The 24,847-nt window shown below is 41.8% G+C and carries 20 protein-coding genes and 3 pseudogenes; 5 read left to right on the forward strand and 18 right to left on the reverse strand.

Translation table 11 applies throughout. The features are described 5' to 3' along the window. Window positions 1-11: 11 nt before the first annotated feature. From V7K53_RS03475 to V7K53_RS03510, 8 genes are all read right to left on the reverse strand, one after another. Window positions 12-833, reverse strand: a complete 822-nt coding sequence (locus tag V7K53_RS03475) for a hypothetical protein (protein ID WP_335196252.1) — start codon at window positions 831-833, stop codon at window positions 12-14. A 92-nt stretch (window positions 834-925) separates the two neighbouring features. After that, window positions 926-1,975: a hypothetical protein gene (locus tag V7K53_RS03480; protein WP_335196253.1), complete on the reverse strand. Its 1,050-nt coding sequence runs from the start codon at window positions 1,973-1,975 to the stop codon at window positions 926-928. A 104-nt stretch (window positions 1,976-2,079) separates the two neighbouring features. Further along, entirely contained in the window at window positions 2,080-2,907 is an 828-nt protein-coding gene (locus V7K53_RS03485; protein ID WP_335196254.1) for a hypothetical protein, read from the reverse strand. A gap of 257 nt (window positions 2,908-3,164) precedes the next feature. Then, window positions 3,165-5,912, reverse strand: a complete 2,748-nt coding sequence (locus tag V7K53_RS03490; RefSeq protein WP_335196255.1) for a hypothetical protein — start codon at window positions 5,910-5,912, stop codon at window positions 3,165-3,167. Next, complete coding sequence (locus V7K53_RS03495; protein WP_099101832.1) at window positions 5,866-6,237, reverse strand: hypothetical protein; 372 nt, start codon at window positions 6,235-6,237, stop codon at window positions 5,866-5,868. The genes V7K53_RS03490 and V7K53_RS03495 overlap by 47 nt, the downstream gene beginning before the upstream one ends. A 14-nt stretch (window positions 6,238-6,251) precedes the next feature. Next, window positions 6,252-6,863, reverse strand: coding sequence for a hypothetical protein (locus tag V7K53_RS03500; RefSeq protein WP_335196256.1), 612 nt, complete (start codon window positions 6,861-6,863; stop codon window positions 6,252-6,254). A gap of 560 nt (window positions 6,864-7,423) precedes the next feature. After that, on the reverse strand, window positions 7,424-8,614 hold the full coding sequence (locus V7K53_RS03505) for a choice-of-anchor tandem repeat GloVer-containing protein (protein ID WP_335196257.1): 1,191 nt from the start codon (window positions 8,612-8,614) through the stop codon (window positions 7,424-7,426). A gap of 946 nt (window positions 8,615-9,560) precedes the next feature. Next, window positions 9,561-9,683: a hypothetical protein gene (locus tag V7K53_RS03510; RefSeq protein ID WP_335196258.1), complete on the reverse strand. Its 123-nt coding sequence runs from the start codon at window positions 9,681-9,683 to the stop codon at window positions 9,561-9,563. Between the two features lie 269 nt (window positions 9,684-9,952). Here V7K53_RS03510 and V7K53_RS03515 point away from each other — a divergent pair, with 269 nt between their 5' ends. Both V7K53_RS03515 and V7K53_RS03520 read left to right on the forward strand, forming a co-directional pair. After that, on the forward strand, window positions 9,953-10,381 hold the full coding sequence (locus tag V7K53_RS03515) for a hypothetical protein (RefSeq protein ID WP_335196259.1): 429 nt from the start codon (window positions 9,953-9,955) through the stop codon (window positions 10,379-10,381). 205 nt (window positions 10,382-10,586) lie between these two features. Further along, the gene (locus tag V7K53_RS03520; protein ID WP_292745509.1) at window positions 10,587-10,820 is read left to right on the forward strand and encodes a DUF3134 domain-containing protein; all 234 of its coding nucleotides are present in this window, start codon (window positions 10,587-10,589) and stop codon (window positions 10,818-10,820) included. Window positions 10,821-10,964: 144 nt separating this feature from the next. On the opposite strand, the gene mltA is transcribed toward V7K53_RS03520, so the two are convergent. The 3 genes and pseudogenes from mltA to V7K53_RS33980 form a co-directional block, all read right to left on the reverse strand. Beyond that, on the reverse strand, window positions 10,965-12,233 hold the full coding sequence (mltA, locus tag V7K53_RS03525) for a murein transglycosylase A (protein ID WP_335196260.1): 1,269 nt from the start codon (window positions 12,231-12,233) through the stop codon (window positions 10,965-10,967). Window positions 12,234-12,626: 393 nt separating this feature from the next. Then, a pseudogene (locus tag V7K53_RS33975) lies at window positions 12,627-12,719 on the reverse strand (PEP-CTERM sorting domain-containing protein); the annotation flags it as partial. A gap of 189 nt (window positions 12,720-12,908) precedes the next feature. Next, window positions 12,909-13,322 (reverse strand): annotated as a pseudogene (locus tag V7K53_RS33980) (DUF4082 domain-containing protein); the annotation flags it as partial. A 230-nt stretch (window positions 13,323-13,552) separates the two neighbouring features. Between V7K53_RS33980 and V7K53_RS03535 the strand changes: the two are divergent. Continuing rightward, window positions 13,553-13,744, forward strand: a complete 192-nt coding sequence (locus V7K53_RS03535; RefSeq protein WP_335196262.1) for a hypothetical protein — start codon at window positions 13,553-13,555, stop codon at window positions 13,742-13,744. Continuing rightward, window positions 13,745-13,881, forward strand: a pseudogene (locus V7K53_RS33985) (IS4 family transposase); the annotation flags it as partial. A 139-nt stretch (window positions 13,882-14,020) separates the two neighbouring features. Here the strand turns inward: V7K53_RS33985 and V7K53_RS03540 are convergent. Further along, the gene (locus tag V7K53_RS03540) at window positions 14,021-15,379 is read right to left on the reverse strand and encodes a proton extrusion protein PcxA (RefSeq protein ID WP_335196263.1); all 1,359 of its coding nucleotides are present in this window, start codon (window positions 15,377-15,379) and stop codon (window positions 14,021-14,023) included. A gap of 78 nt (window positions 15,380-15,457) precedes the next feature. On the opposite strand from V7K53_RS03540, the gene V7K53_RS03545 reads away from it, so the two are divergent. Next, window positions 15,458-17,638: a recombinase family protein gene (locus V7K53_RS03545; protein ID WP_335196264.1), complete on the forward strand. Its 2,181-nt coding sequence runs from the start codon at window positions 15,458-15,460 to the stop codon at window positions 17,636-17,638. Window positions 17,639-18,005: 367 nt separating this feature from the next. On the opposite strand, the gene V7K53_RS03550 is transcribed toward V7K53_RS03545, so the two are convergent. Genes V7K53_RS03550 through V7K53_RS03575 form a run of 6 tightly spaced genes read right to left on the reverse strand, consistent with a single transcriptional unit; the run spans window position 18,006 to window position 24,839 of the window. Then, window positions 18,006-19,979 (reverse strand): hybrid sensor histidine kinase/response regulator, encoded by a 1,974-nt coding sequence (locus tag V7K53_RS03550; protein WP_335196265.1) that lies wholly within the window; start codon window positions 19,977-19,979, stop codon window positions 18,006-18,008. Further along, window positions 19,972-22,143 carry an ATP-binding protein gene (locus tag V7K53_RS03555; RefSeq protein WP_335196266.1) on the reverse strand — a complete coding sequence of 724 codons (2,172 nt, stop codon included), beginning with the start codon at window positions 22,141-22,143 and terminating at the stop codon, window positions 19,972-19,974. Before V7K53_RS03555 ends, V7K53_RS03550 begins: the two co-directional genes overlap by 8 nt. Continuing rightward, window positions 22,140-23,147, reverse strand: coding sequence for an ATP-binding SpoIIE family protein phosphatase (locus tag V7K53_RS03560; protein ID WP_335196267.1), 1,008 nt, complete (start codon window positions 23,145-23,147; stop codon window positions 22,140-22,142). The genes V7K53_RS03555 and V7K53_RS03560 overlap by 4 nt, the downstream gene beginning before the upstream one ends. Before the next feature lies 1 nt (window position 23,148). Then, on the reverse strand, window positions 23,149-23,595 hold the full coding sequence (locus V7K53_RS03565) for an anti-sigma regulatory factor (RefSeq protein ID WP_335196268.1): 447 nt from the start codon (window positions 23,593-23,595) through the stop codon (window positions 23,149-23,151). After that, window positions 23,534-23,947, reverse strand: coding sequence for an STAS domain-containing protein (locus V7K53_RS03570; RefSeq protein WP_335196269.1), 414 nt, complete (start codon window positions 23,945-23,947; stop codon window positions 23,534-23,536). The genes V7K53_RS03565 and V7K53_RS03570 overlap by 62 nt, the downstream gene beginning before the upstream one ends. A gap of 13 nt (window positions 23,948-23,960) precedes the next feature. Continuing rightward, window positions 23,961-24,839: an STAS domain-containing protein gene (locus V7K53_RS03575; protein WP_335196270.1), complete on the reverse strand. Its 879-nt coding sequence runs from the start codon at window positions 24,837-24,839 to the stop codon at window positions 23,961-23,963. Window positions 24,840-24,847: the final 8 nt, after the last annotated feature.

A 24,847-nucleotide genomic window follows, 5' to 3' on the forward strand; every position in this document is an offset into this window, starting at 1 on the left:
TAAAAAATCGATTATCTGATAAAACTATCAGATGTTTGTCCAGTTCCGCATTGTTTTGATTTATCTGCGTTCAGGTTGTAGTCATCTAGCAAACATAAGTTACGAATTTCATAAATTTCTAGTCTATCAGTGCGGACACTATAAATTGCTTTTTGCAGGTCGGTGCTATTGTCGGCTTGGGGATTAGCGAAATAATCTGCGGCACGTACAAGGAAATCTTTATTAAAAGGAGTTATAAGTTTTGCACCACCAACTCGATTTTTTTGAACTAAGTCGGCTACCATACCCACTTGCCACTTACCTGGTGCAATTTGTTTTGGCGGATAAACTCTCTTAATTACTAGTTGTGAAGTCATCCCTTGGCTGGGATTTTCCGAAAAAATTTCTGGCGGTGTCATTTCTGCAACTGTGCTTAAGAAACCTTTACGAAAGTCTTCTGATAAGGCAAAACTAGCTACCCAACTGCTGGTACTAATTTTTTGGCTACCACCTTGAGGTGTGTTAATGAGTATTCCTAAATCTGGTTTGGGGTTTGCGACTTCTTCAATATTTTGTGGTGGTAAGGTTCCAGACCAGCTAAACATTGATATCATCGTTTTGCTGATAAATTGGCGAATTGCTTCTGGTTCTCTTGCTAAATCATCAATATTAGCTACTGGTTTGCCGTTGATTAATTGCACAAAGTTAGGAGGTTTTCTCAAACTGAGTTGGCGAATATTTAGCCCTTGTAATAAGAATAAAAATAAAACTAATACATGTAAACTGAAGGTTGCGATCGCAAAAAATGTCAAAACACTTCCTGTTCTTTGTCTTTTTTCTAGTAAACGCACCATTTCTTCACCTCCTCCTGCAAAAACTTCAGCTATTATATATGATGTTTTGCATATACTTACTAGTTACAACACTTGGAAAAGTTTTATATTTTCTATATCCTCTCTTTTACTAAAGAAGCCGTACTGTTGATGGCGCTGAAGACTGCAAAACCACCAGCAGCAGCCACAATTAAAGATAAAATTGGTGCTAAAATTCCTAGAAAAATTATGAACCACATTAAATCTGGATCGACATTAGCATTTTGACCTGGGCCATTGACAATCACTGCGGCAGTCAGCACAGCGATAATATTGAATGAAATTTTGGCGATTCCAATAGATAAAAATCCAGTCAGCCATGCAAAGATCGGTTTACCAGCTACAGGTAGCAAAGATCCACCTACTGCTATTGGCCCTAAAGCTGCTATTAACAACATAGTAGCCTCTATCAAATTCTGGAAAGCATATTGTAAGGAAACTAAAAAGTTTTTGATGCTAGTCTGGACTGTAGAACCTAACAGAGAATTAAAAGAGGTTTCTGATACAATGCCAGTGCCATATCTGATATTATCTACCTTAGTTTGTAGTCTATTTATCCAGCTTTTATTTCCATAAGTATTTCTATATTTTTGCCAGAGAACATTAACTTTTTCAGCAGCTTTCACAAAACATTGACTTTGTTGTTCGCCAGTTAGTGATTGACAAGGACGTAGTAAAGAACCAGCTACTTCTTCAGCAACACTCATATTCAGTGCTTGCTGATATATTTTATCCGCATCTGCTGATACCACTACTTGCTGATTCACAGTGTTTAAAAAATTCCGCACTCCCAGCGTCAGATTAGACAGTATACTTCCATTGCCTGAATTACTTAAGAGTACTACCACAATAAAAGGCCAAATTAAAGCTGATATGGGACGGGTATATTCGTAGGATATTAAGTCTTTGAGGAATTGTATCATAAAAAATAACAGGGTTCCTACAGCAAAAAAAATACCCAGATTTGTCAGCGCTCCATACAAGTTATCACTGGTGTTATTTTGTAATAAATCCAGCCATTGTTTGTCCCAACCTTCGGCAATACTTTGGGAAGTTGCGGCACCAGTATCGAGAATCTGATCGATGCCTGCTTGGGCAAAAACTAGTTGAATAGCAAGTTGCATTTTGAGTTTATGGGCGGTTTTTTGATATTTCCTGTTGGTTTGTTTATCAGAAGTTAAAGGATTTTAAAAGTTGTCTAGAAATTGAGAGTTGTTTTCTTAAAATCCTACTTATTAACTTTTCTGCCAAACAAATCTAGTTGAGAAGTCGCTCTTAAAAGTCGCGCTGCTTCTGTAGATGTTTCTACTCTCCGAGCGCGATTTGCCTCTTCTGATTGCTGAGAAATGTTTGCTAAATTTAAGTTGGTATATTGCAAAGCCTGATTTGTTTGTAATGTCTGACCAAATGTTTCAGCGACAATTTTTATTTGTTCCTGTTGAATTTTCATCATTTGCACTTGACTGATACCTAGCAATTCTGCTAAACCAGAAATAGCATTTGCTGCTGGATCGGGTGTCTTAGCTGCTTGAATACCGCGTTGAATTTGATCGAGAAATGTTCTATTATTACCCTCTGTTTCCTGAGCAAATCCTTCAATATCTTCCAGACTTTTCTCGGTATTTTCTAGCTTCGTTTTTGTCCGAATTTGTCCATTTTTACCGAGAACACCTACCGCTACTCCACGGGTAATGATACGATTAAGTTCGCTGCTAACTAAATTTCCCCGTACTGCTGCATTATTCTCAAAGCGACTTGATTTAGCATCTGAATTATAAGAGTAGTTAATTGAATCATCACGAATTTTTTTTCCCGCAGCAACGGGGTTAGGTATCTTCAAATCTCCGTTAGCATTATCAATAGCAATTCGACCCTGACCTTGTTCTAAAGGGGTTAAGGTATCCTTCAAATTATATTGAAAGTAATCTTGCATATCTTTGGAATATGATTGAAAATCAGACCAAACCTGACCTAATCCACCCGTTTGAATTTGTGCTACTGCTGGTAGTATTGCCAGGGATAGCAAAGTAAAAGTAAAAATGGTAGTTTTTCGCATATATCTGTGCCTAAAAAAGGTAGAGTACATTATATAGTGAGGTAAAAATTTAGCTTTGGAACCGTGCTGATTTTGGATAATAGAATTAGTTTTTCGGTTCAATCTCCGACGCTATTCTAAAATCTAAAATTCCTAAGTTGCAACCCAAGAATGGATGCAGTAAATCTAAAAGACGTTGGTAACTAGTTAACGTTACCCTACGGTAAATCTAAAATTAAAACTTGTTTGATTCAGTATTAACTACTTACATAAGCCAATTAACTACTACGCAGAGTCGCCACTAACTGACGTGCAAAGGCAGAAATTGCTTCATATTTATCACTGTGAAGTTGCATCATTTGGCTACGTGCAGTTTGTTCATAAGGGTTATTAGCAACTGCTGCCAATTGTTCGTAACCTGGATAGTAACGGCAGAATGTATAAATACCGTTATCATCTAATAACCATTGGCTATAAACGCCTTCTTTCCGGGGAAAAAAGCTTTCTGAGGCATTACGAGAAATAACTTGGCGGGGATATTTCAAGATGTCTGCAAAACTATCTACTGCAACTGGCTGAATGCGTCCAATCAAACGTGTTGTCAGGTTTTGCAATATTTTCGATGCAGCTTTAGATTTAGCAATGGTGTCAGGATCTTGTCCTGATAAGATGACTCTGATCCCAGCTTTAGCGCCGTTGGCACAAATTCTACCAACTAAATCAGAAATTTGCTCGAACTCAAATAAAATTGGTGCTTCGTCGATAAAGAATATGGAAGCTGGACTACCTAATGCGCGTCGGAGTGCGGCTGAATAGGCACTCAATGAGAGTACGGCTGCATCTTCACTATCTGATAGGTTTCTCAGAGCAAAAACTAAAAGTTGTGCATCGGTAGGAAAGCTGGATGGTGCAGAAATGGCTTGTCCCACGCGGCTAGAAAGCCAAAAGCGTAAGCGCAACTGAATTTGACTGAGGGCGTCTTCGACTCTGCCAGTTAAAGAACTTAGCTGCAAGTGTTCTGGCGAGCAGAAAAACAGAAAATCTTTTAAAGTGGGGGTTTTCTGCCAGGCAAGAGTGCCAAATCCTCCCTCCATCGCCTGTCGATATCGCTCTTTGATGCCCTCATCTCTAAAGAAGGCTTCTAGAGCCAAGTTGAGCAGCGATCGCACGGTTTGCGATAAAATTTGACTTTCAGTGGACGATCCTAAAACCATTGTCATTAACGCTGATTCGAGGAAGGCGGTATAATCGTTAAAGCGATCGCGCTGTTGTTCTGCTTCTAGCGATCGTAAATCTGGCTGTTCAAATAAGTTATTCGATTGTTTGGAAATATCAAAATAGGCTCCATTTCCCTCCATAAACTCTGTGTAGTCAGTGAAAGTAGATGTCCCATCAGGTTTAGGGAAATCTAACGCCACAACCGGAATCCCATGCGCTAAAGCCTGAGTTAAAATCCCTGATACCAACACCGATTTACCAGCACGAGTTGTCGCAAACAAAGCTAAATTTTTGTGCTGATTAAATAAATCTAAATGTATGGGTGTTCCGCCTTCTTCAGCAATCAATTCAAAGCCTTGTTTGTCACCTTTTTTGGTTAAAACTAGAGGCATTAATCCCGGAACTTCACTGGTTAAATATAGCTGGCGACGGTTGAAGGGTGTTGCTAATAAACCCTCCCAAACTATTGGTAGAGTTTGCAGCCAAATTTTCCAGGCATATTCAGTTTCCCTAATTACTCTGGCTGGACGTTGAAAACAGTTTTCAATATATCTTGTCGCCTCATCTAATTTTTCTAAAGTTGGACGATGTACTAAAATAGCGACACTCGTATAAATCGGGACTGCACCTTCAAATAACTGTTCTTGCGCTGCTACCGACTTCTTCAACTTTAATTGAGCGTTGACATCAATAGTTTTACTTTTTTCTTGAGCCATGATAGTTGTCATGTTTGACTGCTTCAGCACTCGTTGCAGAGTAGTTTTTACCAATGCTGGATTGGCAGCAGTCAACTCGCAAAAAATTTCTGTATCTACTACTGTTTCTCTGGCCAACAATTCCCATAAATAGCGCAGTTGAGCCGATTTATTAACCCAACCACCGGGTTTTTCCAGAAATGATAGTGCGCCAATATAACGATTATTAACATTAACCCAGCGACGATCGGCACAAGGTACACTAGATTCCATCAGCAAAGTTGTGCCGTGGATATTGTCTAGAAGTAATTTAGTACTCGCTAAATCTGAATTGACTTGTTCGTGTAATCCTTCTTCATCTAAAGTCATTAACTGGGGAATAGCTATTGGCTGCGTATCATTAAACCTTTTCCAGATTTCCCCCCAGAGTTCTTCAGCAGTCAAAGGTTTAACATCCAATCCCATTTTGTTAGATAAGATTTGTTCCCAGCGGAGAAAACCCTGGTTGTAAGCATTTGTAATCAGGGTTTCAATACGTTGGTTTTCTACTTCTAAAAGATCGCCTTTAAATTTCAACCACCAGGATTCAGCTTTGACTAAAAGCTTTTCTATCCAATCATCTGCGTGTTGCGAGTTAGATTCAATGGTGTAGGTTACATAAATCCGCAAAAATTTAGGTTTACGAATCCCAGAAATAGTCAGTTCTTTAATTCTGGCTCTCTCTGCCATCAACAAATATTTGATGTCTCGCGATGATGCATTTCTGATTAATGTTGCTAACTCTTTTTGGCGCTCTTTGTCTGAACTAAAAGAACCCAAGTGTAGCGTCATCCTTTCACCGCTAGGAATGTCTTTTAATCCAGCTTCAATGTTATTAAAAAGTGTATCAATTTGTTCAGGTCTTAAGGTGGTATGAATTCCCTTACAATCAAAACCAAAAACAAAGCAGAACCGATCTTTTTGAGTACCTTTCGTCAACAGGTAAGCGCCAATATCACGTCCATTCATTGCAACGCGCAGCATTGTCGCCAAGTGTAAGGCATCTTCAAATGGCGTTAATCTATTTTCATTTCCGGCGATGCCGACGCTTTGTTTTCCGATTTTTTGCTTCATGGTTTACTTCCAGTAAGCTTTGATAACGAGCAAAGCCTCTTGTCCAAGCGGGAACGCCAATAAATTTGCTTAAAAAACTCCAACTCCTACCACCAGTTAAAATCCACCAAGTTCCTATTCCCCAACCAGTCATTAGTACTGTCCACAACCATTTTTGAAACTCTTCTTCAAAAAGACCTCCAAAAATTCCATTGATAATAAAATAGGAGGCTAAGGCTATTACCGTCCAAGGAAGAATTTGATCGGCAGGAATTGGCCCTAATGAAGGTTGACTTCCCAAAACCTGATTGACTGGACGAAATTCTTGTTCCCGCTCTTGAGACATTTGAAATAACTAAATTATTTACTACTATCGCCGATTACAAAGCGTGTGAGTACATCAGCAATGGTAACAGCAACAACCACTAATAGGGGAGTTCTGGCGATGCTTTGCCAATCTTCATCTTTACGCACTGCATTAATCACACCAACTAGGGAGATTGCAATATAAAGTAAGTAAATTGCCCGTAACACATTAAATATCAGGCTTACTGGGGTTTCGCCAGCCCCACCGTTGTTTGCTGTTAAGGTTTTTTTGAAAAACTTTTCAGCTTCCCCAAAAAACTGTGCTTGTGCGGGGGCTGCAAACCAGTCTAACCAATATAAACTCAGAACAATCGCTGCTGCTAAAATTTGTAATAATATTAGCGATCGCCTTGGTAAATTTACTTGCTGTCCAATTTGCTGGATGATGACTGCAATTAAACTACCAACAAGTAAACAAAAGACCAGAATAGGACTTTTGAGGCTGATAACGCTAACTAATACAGCACAAGCAATCAAAAAAGGTACAGATTCAAGCAGAATAGTCAGACAGGATTGAAATGCCCGTCTTAACTTGTGAGATTCTTTCGCCGCACTACCAGTTAAAGCTTTGAAAAAGTTTCTCTCGTGAGAACTTTGTCTAAACATTTGCTAATTTCCTATGTGTACTATAACTAATCCTTGTATCGAATTTTACAACTAATCTAATTCAACATGCTTTAACATCATTCATTATTAATTAAATTATAAACCTGTAGTAAAGTTCTATATTCTACATCAGTATTCTAAAGTTAAGTTAACATCATATTAAGATTTATCTAAAACCAAATTTCTCTGATTTAAGAAGCTGGATTGCAAATATCGAGATTGAACTGGTAGAGTCCTCTCGACTTTGAGAATTGTCTCAATCTTCTCATACAGATAGCCTCGATCGACCAACTTCAAAGCCTTGACTTTTTCTACCTCACAGGTATCTGAGCGAACTGCTATAAATATTTCAGACTTGTATGTAGACGGTAGGCTTGCTCTTAGGACAGACCAAGCGTAATTTTGGCTCTTTAGGGTTCTTCAGAGCGAACATGATATGAAACAGTATTGAGTCATCGAAATTCAAATATCTGTCTTGAAAAGTTTAGATCGATTGTAGAAAAATGGTAGACGTTCAAATGTACGTTTTACCATTTTCTACACGCCGATTAGATTTGGAACTAGATTACAAACTTAAACACAGTTCCTAGATTAGAACTACCGCCAAAAGAGGCAGTACCGTAAAAGGCACCATTTGAGAGTTGAATTAGCGTGGATTCTGGCGTTGCCCCATTAGTACCATTGAAACTAATTAAGCCACTGATGGTTGCTCCAGTCAGCTGATAGATAACTCCTTTGTTACTTGCCCCACCAGCAGAAGCTGTGCCATAGAAGTTACCATTGCTTGCTTTTATGAGTGCAGCCGTTGGGTTGGCCCCATTGGTGCCATTAAAACTGGCAACTAAAACGGGTGTACCGCCACCGACTGGAACCTTGAATACAGCTCCTTTATTGTTGACTCCACCCAGTTTAGCGGTGCCGTAGAGGAATCCACTAGATTCAATTAATCCAGACTGTGGATTTGCCCCATTGGTGCCATTAAAGCTATATGAAGTCAGTATTCCTGCGGGAGTTAACTTGAATACAACTCCTTTAGCACCTGCTCCACCAGCAGAGGCGCTGCCATAGTAGTTTCCATCGGTAGCCAGTTGTAATCTTGCTAATGGAGTTGCTCCATCAGTACCGTTGAAGCTTCTGATGGTGGTGAGTGCCCCGGTAGTGGGCGAAACCTTGAATATAGTTCCTTTATTATTAGCCCCACCTGTAGAGCTTGTCCCCCACAAATTGCCATCAGTACCTGTAATCAGTCGGCCTGCTGGGTTAGCCCCATTAGCGCCTGTGAAATTTGCAAGAGTTGTCAGGGTTGTAAAAGCTGTTTTCGCCAACTTAAATACACTGCCGAGGTCACTTGTACCACCTGTAAAGGTTGCCCCATATAAATTGCCATCGGCTGCTTGGAATAATCTAGCAACTGGATTAGTCCCTTTGTTGATTCCAGAGGTTCCGGTGAAGTTTATCAGTGTAGTCAGAGTAGTGAAAGCAGTAGGAGTTAACTTGAATGCAGTTCCTTTGCCAGAAGTGCCACCAGCAGAAGTAGTTCCATAAAGATTGCCATCAGTACCGTTGCCTTTAAGTACACCAGCTCTTGGTGTAGCTCCGTTGGTGCCGTTGAAATTTACAACAGTGGTCAATGTTGCAGCAAAGGCTTGCTGGAAGGGTAGTACTAATGAAGAAGCCAAAACAGTCAAAGAAGTAAAAATCAATACCCTATTTTTGGTCTGGTGTTGTTTGTACAGATTAATCTTGTTCATTGAATACCTCAAAAAAGGTTCGTTTAGTGGAGACGGAATGGTAGCTAGTTATAACGGATTTTGTGATGGCTGCTACTCATGACTAATACCAATTTGAAAAATGATTGCTACACATATAGGTTTGAAAACCACAGATTTAGAAAGGTTTTTCGGCTTTTCTGCATTTAAGCAAGCTACGCCCAACGTCTCCTTTCACTCAAAGGGAGAATCAAGTGACGTTTGAAGGACGAAATTCAAAACCCCAATATCTTGTATGTGTGTTTTTTTACTCTTTTGCCTAAGAGATATTGCTACGCATTAACCTATATGTTGAGCGCATTTTTATCTGAAATTGGTATAATTTGTTAGCTGAAACACTAGTGCGAAAATGCCTGAAATATTGGTATAACCCTATTTGAAAAGGACTTTTACCTACACCACAAAAACCGTACTAGCAGTGAGTCAATAACGTGAATCGCACAGTTAATGATTTCGTTAGGTAGCATAAAACACTATTTACTTTTTTGATGTCGTGACAAACACAAAAAACGGTGAAAAATCCACAATTTTGACAGAAATATTCACCAACTCTAGATTCAAAATGGATTTTAATAGCGTGCGGTTTGTCAAGTAATTAGTAAAGTCTATTAAATACTGATTAAACCTCTTAAAAAATCTTAATAAGAAAAACTACATATTAAGTGAAAACTTCTAATTTTCTCTGAACAAAGGAATAAAATCGCCATAAAAACGATTCTTTAAACACCTCTAAATTGCCAAAATGTATTTAAGCTTCACCATAATTACGTTAATATCGTCTTTGGTATTAACCACTGTTGACTCTTTTCGATTTATAAAACAGATTTCAATTTTTTCTGCCCTTAATAATTAGGAAATATCTGACATTTGCAACAGCACATAGCTAATTGTTTTAGCAGTCGAGCTAATTCAACTAGAGATTGTAAATTCAGTACCATTGAAGTTTATAAGTAGATGAGTATAAATAAATATTTAGATAGTTTGCGATCGCGATCGCTTTTAGGCATTCACCAATGCTGTCAGGTGGAGCGATCGCAGAATTTGGCGTCAACTATGTTATGATTTTATTATGTTGAGAAATATTTTCGGTTATATAACTGACTATATAGACCCCTCTCCGAATCTAAATCTCTACACCCTTTGATTCTGAAGGTGTTTGATGTCATAAGTATTTCAATTTTTGAAATTTTAGTTAGTCGAAATGTATTGCAATGTCTCGCTTGACACTGATACATCTAACTGTCAAAAAAATGTGCTAAGAAGAACGGACAAGTCTAGTGTGTCACACACGCAGACAACATACGGATACTACTGGAACTTATGCCCACGGATATAATTACTCGTCCTGAGTCCCTCACAGAAGATTGCTTTTTTACTTACGCCCTTGGGACTGATTTGCACGATACTAATTCGACAGCCAAATATTTACGCCGAATCCGAAAAGAAGATAAACCATATATCGACATAGCTGTTTCTCCCAGACCTGGCTATCGATTTGAGGTTTGTCTTATCCCTGTTGAAGGGTTCGCTCAAGAAAGAATATTAACAAAAGACGGGTTCGCCAAAGCTTTAGCGATTATTTGTGCTGTATCTAATAAAGCTAGGAAACGATTCCCTTCAGGAAATGGACAAGAAATAGTCCGGTGTCAATTTAGTAACTTAGCTGATGCAGTCGCTGTAGCGAATAGACTGTCTACATTACCCTCTGATATGTATGAAACTCTCGTCAAGGTACCAAATGCTTTGTAATATATATTGAATCTGCTGAAATATTTATTATTAAAACTGACATCTGGACATTTTAATGGTAAGTAGCTAAATGGACTTGAGACAAAACTTCAATGGGTCATATTTTGTCTGTTGAAAAAAGACTTGTCATACAAGACTTTTAACCTTAATGTACAATTTTGACGCTTTTGTACGCTAACCTGTAAATTCAAAGTGAGTTTTTTTTATGCCTATAAGTCCTCTGCGTGAAGAACCTCGTAACCAGCGAGCGCCTGTAATTCGTACAAGTAATGAGTTTATTCTCTTGGAATGGCTGAAGTCAACTGGTCGCTTAATCGAACGCGAACATCAAGAATCTGAGTATCTAACTGAAGTAGAAGAAATTTCCGAAATGATAGACCTTGACGATATCCCTTACGATCATGACGATGATGATGGTGAAATGGATTTGGAAGCCTAGTAGCGTAATTCGTAATTTGTAATTCGTAATTACTATATCGCAAGCATTCCATTGATTAGAATGGGTGTTTCATTTACGCCGAAAGGCTAAAATTCCTGACTTATCTAAAAAGTCGGGAATTTTAGTATTAAAATGCGAGTGTGTTTAATTTTTGGACTTGAGTAAGAGATAAAATAATTGTCCATTGCTAACTGTAACACCAGCGCGATCGCCTGCGATTTTCCCAGTACCTAAAAAATAATCCACTCTACCAGCACCTTTAATTGCACCTCCGGTATCTTGGTCAAGAACATAGCGGCTAATAATGCGCTCCTGCATTTTTCCGGTAGGGTTAACGAAAGGAATAGAAGCGCGAATCAACGCTAAAGCACCAGGAGGCATGAGAGATTTATCTGTAGCAATAGAACGCTCTGCTGTTAGTGGTACATCGATCGAACCTTGAGCTGGCTTACCGTGATTTTCTTGAAAAAAAACAAAGCTGCGATCGCGCGGAATATAAATATTTAATTCTTGGGGATGTTTTTGGAAATAATCGAGAATAATCGGCAGAGTTATACCTTCTAGCGGTAATTTGCCATCATTGACTAATTCTCGCCCAATACTTCTGTAATTATAAGCGGTATGACCGGCATAGCCGATTGTTGTCTGACTCCCATCGGGAAGTTGAAGCCTCGCCGAACCTTCAATTTGAGCTAGATATGGCTCAAGGCGATCGCGAAACCAAAACAACTCTAATCCTCGCAATTTTCCTTTTGCGCTTTGCAAACCATCTGCTCCTTCTAACTCCTCGCGTGTCGGATGAGGCTTAGTCCAAGAGTTCAAATCAGGGGGTAAGCGATAAACAGGATAGCGATATTCTGCTGTCGGGACGCGATTAGCTGCGTAAAGTGGCTCATAATAGGCGGTGAATAAAACGGAACCTTGGTTATCTTTACCGACTGACTGGTAAAGAACAAATTCGCGCTCAATGGCTTGATGTAATTCTGTTGCAGAATTGGTTTTTAGGAGGAGTTCGCGGAATCTTTGCAAGCTTTTGATGACGCGATCGCGCGTAATTCCAGCCACCGGATAGTTTTGATAAGCAGCCGCAGCATTAGCTGTTTGCAGATATTGGAGACTGCGAGCGATCGCACTTATCAGTGCCTTTTTCTCTGGTATTTTGCCATAAATTACTTCATCTAAACAAGAGCGATCGTTCTGACAACAAGTAACTGGTAGTCTCTCGATTAATGGTGCTTTTTGCTTTTGTGTAAAGGATACTGGTATATCCCACTTTTTGACGCGACATTCTGGCGGACTGAGTTCCCAATGCGCCAAAGATTCCATACGCACTAAGAAAATCGACAGAAGCAGCGGTAGGCTGATGGCGATAAATTTGTTTAGCTTTCCTAACCCAGCAAGTGTCTTTTTCATCAAAATTTAAAATTTTTGAGATTATCCCACTTTACTCAAATTCAAAAATCAAAAACCAAAAATACAATAGACCTAATATGTTTTTATATACTTTATAAAAAAAGACTAAAAAAACCCATCACTTTTTTCAAGTGTGAGTACATTTGAACTAAATTGTCTCAATTTGGTAGTAAGCCCTGACTCCATCAAACTACCTACACCCAAGAGTTCTAAGCGCCTCCCCCAGCGCACGCGCAAGGGAGAGGCAAAGAAGCACTTAACAATTCAAAATTCAAGCATTTTAGACATTTTCAGACGGGGATTTAAACCCCGACTGAAACTGGCGCTACCTGTAGAGGTAGGGGTCTTAAACCCTTTGATATTACGATAAAGTCCTATTTACTGTCCGTTCGTTTATTCTGTAACTAGTTGCTTACGTTTGCGAAGAGAGGTGATGCCAAAAGCACCTAAGCCTAAGATACCGATGAGAGAAGTCGGTTCGGGAACAGCTTGGGTAACTACGTCAAATTTGAAATTTGGGCCAATCCTACCGTTACCGGGTGTTAGAGTTGAAGGAAAACTAAACCCTTGGGATGAACCATTTCTGGCGCTACCGGTGAGAGTAATTTCTGGAGCCGTATTTACAGATCCGGGAATATTATAAATATCACTAAATGGACTAGTTATTGCTGCACCAATAACGTATGACATTCCAGCAAGAAGATTGACTGATGTAATATCCTGGTAACGAAAGCTTCCAGTTAGTGGACTGGTGGTTTGGACAGTTGTTGAAGCTAGCAAATTCCCATCTGATGTCCACAAACCAACTAAGTGGGATTGTGATAGAGGATTCGCAGGAGTTTGATCGTAAAAACCTAATGCAGTAACTGAGAGGTTGTCATTAGCAGTAAATGACCAACCGATTGTTTGATTTGTACCATTAAAAGCTGGGAAGTTAGATCCACCTGTCAAACTCTGTATCGCTTCAGATGCGTATACAGATGGTGCAGAAACTAAAGCTGTTGTCAGGATGAAAGGAGAAGCTATTGATAACTTTTTTAGTACATTTACGATTGTCACGATCTTATTTCTCCGATAAACATTTAACATTCGAGACTATCCACAGCAATATACTTTTTTATACTGGCAACGTCAATCTATATTCAGCAAATTCACGTAAAATTTAAAGAAGGGCTAGTTTATTTAGCGCAATACCTTCGTCAAAAAAAGAAGATATCTGACTTTTCACGGCATATGGAAAAGCTCATTTTAAAGATTTCCTAAGCCCTGATTTTTCTGTTAGCTATTTTCATTAACTCAAAGCTATTGAGAATTAGCCTGTGGAAAAAGCCACGCTTTTTCGAGGTTTGAGAGCTTACCGTGAAAAGCTAGGTCATCTCCTCTCAGATTTTCGTCTCCTTAAGGGATTTCCAGAAATTAAATTATTCAATTTTGGGAGCGAAGATGATCTGCAACGCCAGCTCGCCAACAAAGGTATTTTCTTTGTCGGAAATCACCTTAAGACTAACTAGCGCGGTTTTCGATATGTCCGTGAAATCTTAAAAATGCTTTCTGAAATGCCTGAGCCTATTTTATTAACCCAGATTTTGCCAAGCTTACTGCTTTAGGTCGTATTCATCCTGTTTCTACGAGTGTTGAACCTTCGTAATTTGGCAGATTTATTTTGTAATGCGAGCATCTTGCTCGTTGCCATTTATATATGCAAGTGTCTCGCTCACACTACATATTCCAAAATAGGACGCTCCCGTAAGTTAATTGTTTTACTAAAATTTTTCCCACCCAATCCTCTATTCATTCATATTACGGTAAGTCGCAACAGCAGAAGGCGATATCCGGTTCAAATATCGAAAGATCCAATACTTAAAGATAGTATCTAAAATCACCGGAAATGTAGCGATAAATAAGAAGATAAAATCTCTATTTGCCGGTAATCCCCAATGGCGTGATACTCCTTCTAGCAGTACTTCCCAGCCATGAGGAGAGTGGAATCCTACAAAGATATCAGTAAACAAAATAATGATAAATGCCTTCGCACTATCGCTAAGTCCATAGACAATATTATCAAAGAAATCTTTGAGTACAGAAATAGAAGACTTACTAACTAGCAAAAGCCAGATAAAAGCAACCACCGAGAACATATCTGCAAAAACATTTTTGATAGCACCAGAGCTTTCGTGACGAAATTCTTCAGCAAGCTCTTTCGCCTTGTTTTTCATTTCAGTTTCCATCTGCTCAGGTAACAGTGGAGGGGCTTTGATAATAAGATTTTCAAACTTGAGTTTTTCTTCAAATCTTTGTAATTCTACAAGGGCTTCCTCTTCCATTTCAGAATTGAGAAATATCTGCATTTCCTGAGTGCTTCTAAATTTTTCAATAATTGGCCCAACTACAAAAGCTTTTGCTATTTGATGTGTTAAAAGTGGTACAATAATTAATAGTAAAATAAACCTGATAGAGATTATTGTTCTTTTTTGAGTTTGACGAAAACTCTGAATTACTTCTTGTTCTGAATTAGGGTCTAATTCAACTTGCAGACGACTGATAGTACTTAAAATAGAGCGAGGTAAAACACCCATTGTATCGGTTTTACTCTTGGCTTTTGGTTTATGATTTAAGTCTTGATTTGGTATTTTGGGTGGTAATGTTGGAGTTTTGACGAGCAGCGATTTGTCGTCAGCAGATGTGACAGAGTTAACTGGTAGATTTGGAGGTTGTACTACTAAAGCTTTGGAAGTTGTTTGATCGGAACTTGTTGTGTATTTAGATATAACTTGGTCGATATAGTTTAGCTTTTCTAAAACTAAAGAAGGACTTAGATACTCTATACCTGCTTTCTCGGCAGCTTTTTGATTCTCTTCATTTAGAAACCAACGGCTTCCTCTAAACTCCGTCAACCGCATCCTGGCAATTTTTAATAGCTTGTTGAGGTCTGACTCAAAATAATCCATCACACTGTTACTGTACATGGTCGAGTCAATGTCTATTTTATTACCATTGAAATGCTTATCTTCTATTTCCTGAATTTTTAATGCTGCATTGTAAGCTTCATCTAAAGAACGTTCAGGAGTCTGTAAGTACCATCGATAAGCAGCAAGTAAGAAAGAATAGATTTTTTGACTAAAAACAGAGTTTTTCATTGCAGACAATCATTCAGCATTGTTTGATGACTATTAACCTTAAGTTAACGCACGAGGTATACTAACAAATCTACAAGGAGAAAGTTTGTGGTTTCTCATTCGGTTTGGATTGTTGGCACTAGCCGCAGTGGTAAGACAGCTCGCTTGGTAGAGCAATTTTGTAATTGGGTAGTATCAGAAAAACAATATACTGAATCATTTTATACGAAAAAAACAGGACGTAAAAAAACTGGTCATGTACCCGAATTTTTATATCTTAAACAAACAGAGCCGGGAGTTTTAGTTTTAGCTGCCAATGATGATAATCGTCGAGAGTTAGGAGATATAATTGTTACCTCTACTTTGGGTAAATATCCGGTTCGTGCCAAGACGCCACTAGGTTTTTTTCAGGATGAAGTCATTTTATTTTGGCCGTTGCTAATTAACTTGTTGAACCTGAAAGCACAGTTTCCGGTAAGATTGCGACCAGAAACTGAACAAGAGTTAGCAACCAAACTTTGGCGTCCCCAATTAGACGAAGAAATTTTACGTCTGGCGGGAGTGAATGAATCTCGCTTGGTGCGTCGCATCTTGGACTTATTACAATTAGCAGCTTACAGTGGTATACCTTGCGAAGATATTGCCCAGATTTTAGCCAAGGGTCTAGGGGAAAATACCACAACTTTAGAGCCGGAATTTTTAGCATCTTTGCTGCTAGATTGGCGTAATTGGTGTTTAGAGAGGGGTTTACTGACTTATGGGATTATTACCGAACTTTATAGTCAGCACTTATTAAGCGATCGCAACTACCAACAGCACCTAACTAAACGCTATCAGGCAGTACTGGCAGATGATGTCGATGACTATCCTAGCGTAGCGCGTCTTTTATTTGAGTTGCTATTAGATCGAGGTGCAGTTGGCGCGTTTAGCTATAATCCTGACGGTGCGGTGCGATTGGGATTGGGAGCAGATCCCAACTACCTAGAAGGGTTAGCAGAGCGTTGTCGGGTAGAAATTTTAAATGGGCCGCCTCCAGAGTCTCTGAGCGAGCAACTGACTAAACAGATGGTGGAATTAGTTACAGAACCGATGGTAATGTTGAGTTTACCAAAAACAGTGTATTCAATTCAAACCACCTCCCGCGCCCAATTATTGCGGCAAACAGCAGAGGAAATTGCTAATGCCATTCAATCGCAGCAAGTGCAACCAGAAGAAGTGGCGATTATTGCACCAGGTTTAGATGCGATCGCTCGTTATACTCTAGTAGAAATCCTCGTTAAACAAAATATCCCAGTAGAATCGCTCAATGACCAACGTCCCCTAATTAGTTCGCCCGTCATTCGCGCCTTACTCACCATGCTGGCACTAGTTTATCCCGGCTTGGGACGCCTCGTAGATCGGGATGCCGTCGCAGAAATGCTGGTTGTATTGAGCAGGAAACAACAACCACCAGAAAACTCTACAGACGCGATGAATCGTGTCTCTACCAATATTGACCCGGTACGTGCTGGTTTGATTGCAGATTACTGCTTTGTACCCCATCCCGATCGCCCCAACTTGCTACCAGTGTCAGCCTTCGAGCGCTGGGATCGAATCGGCTATGCAGCGACTACAGCCTATAATCAGATATTAGAGTGGTTAGAACAACAGCGATCGCAACAAGAATTGCGGTTAATTCCCAGTCCCATTTCTCTGTTAGACAGAGCAATTCAACGTTTTTTGTGGAATGGGAGCAATCTCCCCTACGAACAACTAGCAGCATTGCGGGAATTATTAGAAACCGCCCAACACTACTGGGAAATTGACACCAGGTTACGACAAATTGCCCCAGTTGAGACAACGCCTCACACAACTATTATTGAATTCATTCAACTACTGCGACGTGGTACGATTACCGCTAACCCTTACCCTGTGCGCCCCATTGGTGGAGCGAGAAAGGCTGTCACCTTAGCAACCATATTTCAATACCGATCTAGTAGGCGATCGCACCAGTGGCATTTTTGGCTTGATGCTGGTTCACCTCTATGGGCGAAAGGTGGTGCAGCGACTTTGTTTGGTGCGCCGTTTTTTCTACGAGATAGATTAGGCGAACCTTGGACAGCAGAAGATGAAAAATTGGCAGAAGAACAACGACTGCAAAGGATTTTGACAGATTTACTCTCTCGTGTATCCGAGAGAGTTTATTTGTGTCACAGCGATTTAGCAGTGAATGGACAAGAGCAATTAGGGCCGCTGTTACCCTTAGTAAATGCCTGTGTGACGGTTATTTCTGAGGCTAATGTTAATTGAGTATTTTTATACACGCCTTATGTACCTGATATAGGAATCCGGTTTGATTACTGAAATCACTTGCGTAGGTAGGCAAAAGGCAATAGGCAAGAGAATTTCAGAAGATTAAAGTGTACCGAATTTTTTTCAAAAATCAAATATGAGTCCTATAGCAATCAAAAAACTCCACTCACTTAGGGATGGAGTGTGGGCATATTTCTTTTTGTTGCTAATACTAAAATGCTGATTATTAGAATCAATGGTAACTTGATAAGTACTTGATAGTTTAATAGTTAATAACAATAAGCAACAAAAAAATGGGATATTGAGATAGGGCTTAACAGGAGTGATTACATCCTTTTAAAGGATAACGGCAAAATTCAGGTTGCTAAACCGTTACTATAGTCAAAATAGCCTGTATTAATACTTCTAGCTCAATTGGTTTAGAAATATGGTGTTGAAATCCGGCAGCTAGTGCTTGTTGTCGATCGATTTCTCCCGCATAAGCAGTCAGGGCGATCGCTGGAATTTCTCCGCCCCGATCGGGTGGCTGCTTTCTAATTTGACGAATTAGGGTGTAGCCATCCATATCGGGCATACCAATATCACTAATTAACAAATCAAATTTTGTTTGCATCAAATTGTTCAGAGCCTCATGTGCTGAGTCTGCTTCAGTTACTTGTGCGCCGTACTGTTGTAGCACGAAGGCAATGAACTCCCGCGAATCTGTGTCATCGTCTACAAGCAGCGTTTGCAATCCATTAAGATTTAAATCTGAGCGATCGCGATCGGCTGTATTAACTTGATTCAATTTTGAAGCAGCGATCGGTGGCAGTTTGACTGTAAATACTGCTCCTTGCCCTTCTCCAGGACTGGCTGCTTGAACGGTTCCGCCGTGCAATTCAACCAAATGACGCACGATCGCTAACCCTAACCCCAACCCGCCAAATTTTCGCGTCGTTGTCCCATCGGCTTGGCGAAAGTAGTCAAAGACGTAGGGCAGAAAGTCACCAGAGATGCCCCTACCAGTGTCACTGACAGTGATTTGAGTGTATTCCGCAGCACGAGTATCTACTTCATCCTCGATTGTTTCTAACCGCACCTCTACTCGACCACCCGGTGAGGTAAATTTAATCGCGTTAGAAAGTAGATTCCAAACAACTTGTTGCAAGCGACCAGAATCACCCAACACTTGTCCAACATTCGGTTCAAATATTGTTTGAATCTGAATAGATTTAGCTTCAGCAGCCAGCCGCACGGTTTCAAGGGCAGCTTTGATAGTAAAAGTGAGACCGACTGGAACTGTGTTTAAAGCCAACTTACCTTGGAGAATACGTGACACATCGAGCAAATCTTCGATTAATTGTGCTTGCAGTTTAGCGTTGCGCTCGATCGTTTCCAGGGCGTACTGAGTTTTGGCTGCGTCCTGGTGACTCTTTTGTAGAATTCTTGCCCAACCCAGAATTGGATTCAAGGGCGATCGCAATTCATGAGACAGCACTGCCAAAAACTCATCTTTGATGCGGTTGGCTTGCTGCGCTTGTTCGGTCTGTTGCTGCAAAGAAATCATCAGTTGATTGAGGCGATCGTTTTGCTCTTGCAGCAATGCTTCTGCTCGTTTACGTTCGGTGATATCGGACAAGATGAAAACGGCACCTGTGAGAGTCCCATCCCCATCAAGTACCGGATCGATGGTTTTGGCAAACCAGCGTTCTTGAGACTGAAATTCGAGAATTTGCCGTTGGTGAGTTGCTTTCGCACGGCGAAAACAAATGCCATCGCCGATTCCCAATTTTTCGCCCATCAATTCATGGTGGGCATAACCTAAAATTTCGTGGGAGGGCTTGGAAAAAAGCTGCATCATCGCTCGATTACAGCGCATAATTCTACCTTCCCGATCTACCAGAGATACGCCGTCGTTCATCGAGTCAAAGGTGGTTTGCCACTCCCGCGCTGAGGACAAAGCAGCTTCCTCCGCTCGGCGAATTCGCAGCAGCGATCGCAAAGTGGCAAGCAGTTCAATCGGTTCAACGGGTTGCACCAGATAAGCATCAGCACCACTGTCTAAGCCTTCTGCTTTATCCTGGCTTTGGACAAAACTTGCAGAAAGGTGTAGCACAGGGATAAAAGCCGTTTCCGGGTTTGCCTTAATTTGGCGACAGACTTCAAAACCACTGATATCTGGTAATTGGACATCTAAAATTACTAAGTCAGGCTGAAAGTTAGCCACAGCTTCTAATCCTGCCGCTCCGGTTGCCGCTTCCACGACACTAAAACCTGCATTTTGCAAAATACGGATAACAATGTAACGATTAGCTTCGTTATCGTCAACATGCAGGATCGTAACCCGTGGCTCAGACATGACTTTTCCCTTCTAGAACCAGTCCGGCTTTAACGAGCGCATCTTGAAGTTGGGCGTAGACGCCTAGCGGCTTGTCGCCAGACATCGCTGTGGTTTGAGAACCTATTTCTTTGGAAACAATGGCTATGCTTTGCGTCGCTAATTGGCTCTGCGCTTCTGCATTCAGTTGAGCAGATGAGTGGATGATCACAGGAATCGACTGAGTGACGGAATTGTTCTTAAGCTGCTTGAGTACATCAAACCCACCGATATCTGGCATCTCCAAGTCCAGCACGATTGCGTTTGGCTGCTCCTGTTGTGCCATATTTAATCCTTCTTGTCCGTTAGCGGCTTCTAAAATACTCAACGGTGTATTTATTAACAACTGTTTCACCAGATACCGATAGGCGGGGTCATCATCAATCAACAAGATTTTTTGAGGCTTGTTCTCAGTAATTAGCCTATTAAGTTTATTCAACAGCGGCAATCTGTCTACCGGCTTAATTAGAAAACCGTCTGCTCCTAGCGCCAGAGCTTGTTTTTCGTTATCAATGATGGTAATAACGAGTACAGGGATATTACGGGTTGTTTCATCCCCTTTGATTTCTCGTAAGAACGTCCAACCGTTTTGCCCCTCCAGCAAAATATCTAGCATAATCGCCGCCGGTCGAAGTTTTTGTAAGGCAAGCCTTGCCTGAGCTAAGGTGCGGGTAGCAATCAATTGATAGATTGATTGCTGAAGATGCTTTTCGTAAATAAATAGGGTTTCTGGATGATCTTCAACCACCAGAATCGGCAAGCGAGTTGGCTCAACTGATGTGATTGGTTGCAGTACGGTAGTCAATTCGGTGGCATCTGGGTAAACGATGGGAATCAATGCTGTAAAGGTAGAGCCTTCACCCAGCTGACTTTTCACCGAAATGCTGCCGCCAATTAACTCCGCTAGCTTGCGCGATAACGGCAATCCTAAACCGGTTCCCTTCACCTGCTTTTGCAGAGGGGACTCAATTTGCATAAAATCCTCAAAAATCCGTTCTCGATCGGCGGGAGCAATGCCGATGCCCGTATCAGATACAGAGAAGGTGACGGTATGACCTGTTTGTACAGCGCTGACGCGCACCTCTCCCTGCTCGGTAAATTTCAGTGCATTTGAGACAAAGTTTCTCAGAATTTGAGCGACTTTCCCCTCATCGTTATAGAGCGGCGGAATGTCTTGAGGTTCCTCGACAATTAGCGCCACAGAGGAGCCTTGAACTAATAATGGGCGCAGCATCCCCCGCAGCGTGCCAAACAATTCACTAACTTCAAAGGAACTGGGATGCACTTCAATTTTCCCAGCTTCCACCTTTGCCAAATCCAGCAAGTCGTTGACCAGTTCTGATAATCCGCTTGCCGCTTTTTGGATGAATGTTACCTGCTTTTCTTGCTCGATGGTCAAATCGCCATCCATCCGGGCTAGCAGCATCCGAGAGAGGGAGAGAATCGAGTTGAGCGGCGTGCGAAACTCGTGGCTCATATTTGAGAGAAAGCGGGTTTTTAGCTCGTTTACCTGTTGCAGGGAGCTGGCTTTCTCATCCAGTTCTGCATAGAGGGCAACCACACCGCGATTGGTATCTTCCAATTCCTGATTGAGTTGGCTCAGTTCTTCCTCGCGCTTGCGTAGCTCTGCCATTGCCCGGAGTAATTCCTGGTTTTGCTGCTGGATTTCTTGATAGGGATTTTCAGGCGATCGCCCAATTACGGTTTCGCGAATCTGCTGCAATTGCGAATCGCTGAAAGTGGGTGTGCGCTTCGACAATTTTTTGCCGATTGTTACTGTTGTTCCTTGCTCCGGGAGCGATTCAATCTCAAAGAAATCCATCAATCTCCGAGTACCCACGATGCCTAGCCCCGCTCCCGTATCAGAGGTGTAGCGTCCGGTCAAAACATCTGCTAAGTCAGGAATGCCCCCTCCCCGATCCTGAATCCGAATCAGAAACGCTTGCGGCTCTCCCGTCACAGAAAATTCAACTGTTCCGCCTTGGGCATATTGAAAGGCGTTGCGGGCAATTTCGGAAACTGCCGTTGCCAATCGCGCCCGATCTTGAGCATCAAAGCCCAACTGCTCGGCGATCTCACGAGTTCGTTGTCGAGCTTGCACAACATCCTGTTCGTACTGGATGGCGATCGTGAAAACGCTTGTCATCTGCCCATTCCTTTCGCGACTAACACTGTCACATCGTCCCGCTCTCGGTTAAAGTCTCGGTATAGCACACCTGCAATCAGGCTGGGATGTTTTTGCATTAAGCCGGGATAGCGATCGATCTGCCACTTAGAGCTTAATCCATCAGAATGCATAATTAAAATTCCGTTGGCATACCAGGGATAGGTAAACTCTTGAATTTTGCGGATTTCATGTCCGACCGTGCCATTGTGAGATAGCAGATGGCGATGCTCAGTAAAGGAGAAAATGCTGGCAGCAATGTTGCCAATGCCAGCAAAGCGGACAGACTGTTGTTCAAAGTCAATTTCGGCAATGGCGAGTGCTGCGCCTCGCGTACTTCGCAAGGCGGCGTGGGCAGCTTCGACGATCGCCCCAGGAGAACGATGAAGATTTTCTTGAAACATTCTCACAGCAGCAGAAGCAGCAGAAGCAGCCGCAGGCCCATGCCCTAAACCATCAGCTACTAGCAACAGGCTACGGCAACAATCGACTTCCGATGCCCAGGTATCTCCTGAAACTTCTTCTCCACGTTTAGGCAAACAGATCGCTGCAATTTCTAAAATCTTCTCAGGTAGATGGGGTGCTGAGTCTGGCCAAAGGTGAGCCAAGAGCGCTGTTCCTTGGTTGGGAACGGAGTAAATTTCCAATAAACCAGAAAGGCGACGAATTGCACCCATGCCATTGCCCAAGGTTCCGGCTGTGGAAAAGCCATCTTGCAAACACTCATCCACATCGACCATTCCCCGTCCTTTATCTAGCGATAAGATTTCAATGCCAATTCTGGAATCTTCCTTGAGCGATCGCAGCAACATGACTCCGCCGTGGGCATGCTGCACCAGATTGTTCGCAATTTCTGTCACCACAATCCCAACCTTGCCCCGTTCTGTTTCCTGAAAACCGAGCCGAGTTGCTAAACCCATCGCTACCCGTCTGGCTTCCCCAGTTTGGCTAGATTCAGTAATTGTGACAGCGACAGATTCTCTCATTTTATTTCCATCGTACAATTATTATCCGTGTTCCTTCTCCCACCACAGACTGAATCTCAAACTCGTTGGCAAGTCGTTTGGCACCACCCAGCCCCATACCTAAGCCGCTGCCCGTAGTGAATCCATCCTTGAGCGCCAGTTCGATATCAGAAATTCCCGGTCCCCGATCTTCAAAAGTTAGCCGGAGTCCTCGTCGTCGCCCTTCCTGAAGGGTTTCTAGCTTGACTGTGCCGCCCCCTCCGTAGTCTAGGGTATTGCGGGCTAACTCACTGGCGGCGGTGATAATTTTAGTTTGGTCTACTAAGCCAAAGCCAATTTCCACGGCTAGCTGGCGCACAGACTGCCGAACTAAAACTACATCTGTAGAAGATTGAATGTCGATAGTTTCAGTCTTCTGCATCGTCATCTGCACGCCATTTAGTGGCAGTGATTTGATTTGTGGTTTCATTGAGTGACGATCGCAACAATGCCATACCCTTTTCGACGTTTAGGGCAGTGCGAATCCCCGTCAGCGACAGCCCCAATTCCACTAGGGTGATTGCCACAGCAGGCTGCATCCCGACAACAACTGTTTCAGCATCTAGCACCCGTGACATTCTGGCAATGTTGGCTAAAATTCTCCCAATAAAGGAATCAACAATCTCTAATCCCGAAATATCGATCAGGACACCCTGAGCCTGGGTTTGAGTGATGCAGTTGGTCAGGTCTTCCTGTAGCGTGATGGCGAGGCGATCGTGCATATCTACTTGGATTGTCACAAGTAGAAAATTGCCCATTTTAAGTATAGGAATGCGTTCCATTGCTTTCTTCCAGCTATTTGGATTGAGAGCGGGTAATGGTCGTTCCCAACCGTTTTAGCGCCGTCAGAAAGGCATCGGCTAACGTTGCTTTCGTGACTACATTTGTCAAATCAATGCCGAGATAGACGATTGTTTGGGCAATTTGCGGACGAATGCCACTGATCATACAATCAGCTCCCATGAGACGGGCGGCGGTAACGGTCTTGAGCAGATGTTGAGCAGTCAGGGTATCGACAGTGGGAACTCCGGTAATGTCAATGATGGCAACTTCAGAACTGGTTTCGACAATCTTCTGCAATAACGATTCCATCATCATTTGAGTCCGGGCACTATCCAGGGTACCGATAATCGGCAATGCCAAAATTCCGTCCCAGAGTTTAACAACGGGGGTAGACAGCTCCATTAACTCTTCCTGCTGACGCAAAATCACCTCTTCCCGCGCCTTTTGATAGACTTCAATTGTCAGCAATCCTAGCTGATCTAGTAAGTTTGTGGCTAACCAGATATTTTCACCCAACTCAATCGGGTCTTTCAATTGCTGACGCATTCGCTTGAAGAGGGGTTGCTTGAACGAAAAGACGAATGTAGCCGTTTCTGAGGGTGTGAAACCATTTTGCGATCGCGATCGAGAAATGCTGTTGAGCATCTCCCGCATCTCTTGCCACTCCGCTGTCTGAATATTGGTAAAGTTGCCCCGCCCAACGGCAATCCGAAACAAACTAAGGAATTCTCGGCACTCCTCTTTTAGCTGTGCTTCTTTAATCAAGCCTCTCCGAATATTCACAGTGGCTAGTTCTTGAGTCCACTCCGACAGCAAGTCTGCCTCGAAGGTTTCTAATATCTCTGATATCTTACTTTCGCTCATCGTTTCTTTGAGGGCAACCGCTTTCATTAGTTAAA

The sequence above is a fragment of the Nostoc sp. genome (genome assembly GCF_036917355.1).
Taxonomy (GTDB): domain Bacteria; phylum Cyanobacteriota; class Cyanobacteriia; order Cyanobacteriales; family Nostocaceae; genus Nostoc.

Coding starts and splice junctions, on each gene's coding strand:
- V7K53_RS03550 (WP_335196265.1), bottom strand. CDS start 19,979: ATGTCTGAGCCACGGGTTACGATCCTGCATGTTGACGATAACGAAGCT.
- V7K53_RS03480 (WP_335196253.1), bottom strand. CDS start 1,975: ATGCAACTTGCTATTCAACTAGTTTTTGCCCAAGCAGGCATCGATCAG.
- V7K53_RS03570 (WP_335196269.1), bottom strand. CDS start 23,947: ATGGAACGCATTCCTATACTTAAAATGGGCAATTTTCTACTTGTGACA.
- V7K53_RS03505 (WP_335196257.1), bottom strand. CDS start 8,614: ATGAACAAGATTAATCTGTACAAACAACACCAGACCAAAAATAGGGTA.
- V7K53_RS03555 (WP_335196266.1), bottom strand. CDS start 22,143: ATGACAAGCGTTTTCACGATCGCCATCCAGTACGAACAGGATGTTGTG.
- mltA (WP_335196260.1), bottom strand. CDS start 12,233: ATGAAAAAGACACTTGCTGGGTTAGGAAAGCTAAACAAATTTATCGCC.
- V7K53_RS03500 (WP_335196256.1), bottom strand. CDS start 6,863: ATGTTTAGACAAAGTTCTCACGAGAGAAACTTTTTCAAAGCTTTAACT.
- V7K53_RS03565 (WP_335196268.1), bottom strand. CDS start 23,595: ATGAAACCACAAATCAAATCACTGCCACTAAATGGCGTGCAGATGACG.
- V7K53_RS03495 (WP_099101832.1), bottom strand. CDS start 6,237: ATGTCTCAAGAGCGGGAACAAGAATTTCGTCCAGTCAATCAGGTTTTG.
- V7K53_RS03575 (WP_335196270.1), bottom strand. CDS start 24,839: ATGAAAGCGGTTGCCCTCAAAGAAACGATGAGCGAAAGTAAGATATCA.
- V7K53_RS03515 (WP_335196259.1), top strand. CDS start 9,953: ATGCCCACGGATATAATTACTCGTCCTGAGTCCCTCACAGAAGATTGC.
- V7K53_RS03560 (WP_335196267.1), bottom strand. CDS start 23,147: ATGAGAGAATCTGTCGCTGTCACAATTACTGAATCTAGCCAAACTGGG.
- V7K53_RS03485 (WP_335196254.1), bottom strand. CDS start 2,907: ATGCGAAAAACTACCATTTTTACTTTTACTTTGCTATCCCTGGCAATA.
- V7K53_RS03475 (WP_335196252.1), bottom strand. CDS start 833: ATGGTGCGTTTACTAGAAAAAAGACAAAGAACAGGAAGTGTTTTGACA.
- V7K53_RS03520 (WP_292745509.1), top strand. CDS start 10,587: ATGCCTATAAGTCCTCTGCGTGAAGAACCTCGTAACCAGCGAGCGCCT.
- V7K53_RS03490 (WP_335196255.1), bottom strand. CDS start 5,912: ATGAAGCAAAAAATCGGAAAACAAAGCGTCGGCATCGCCGGAAATGAA.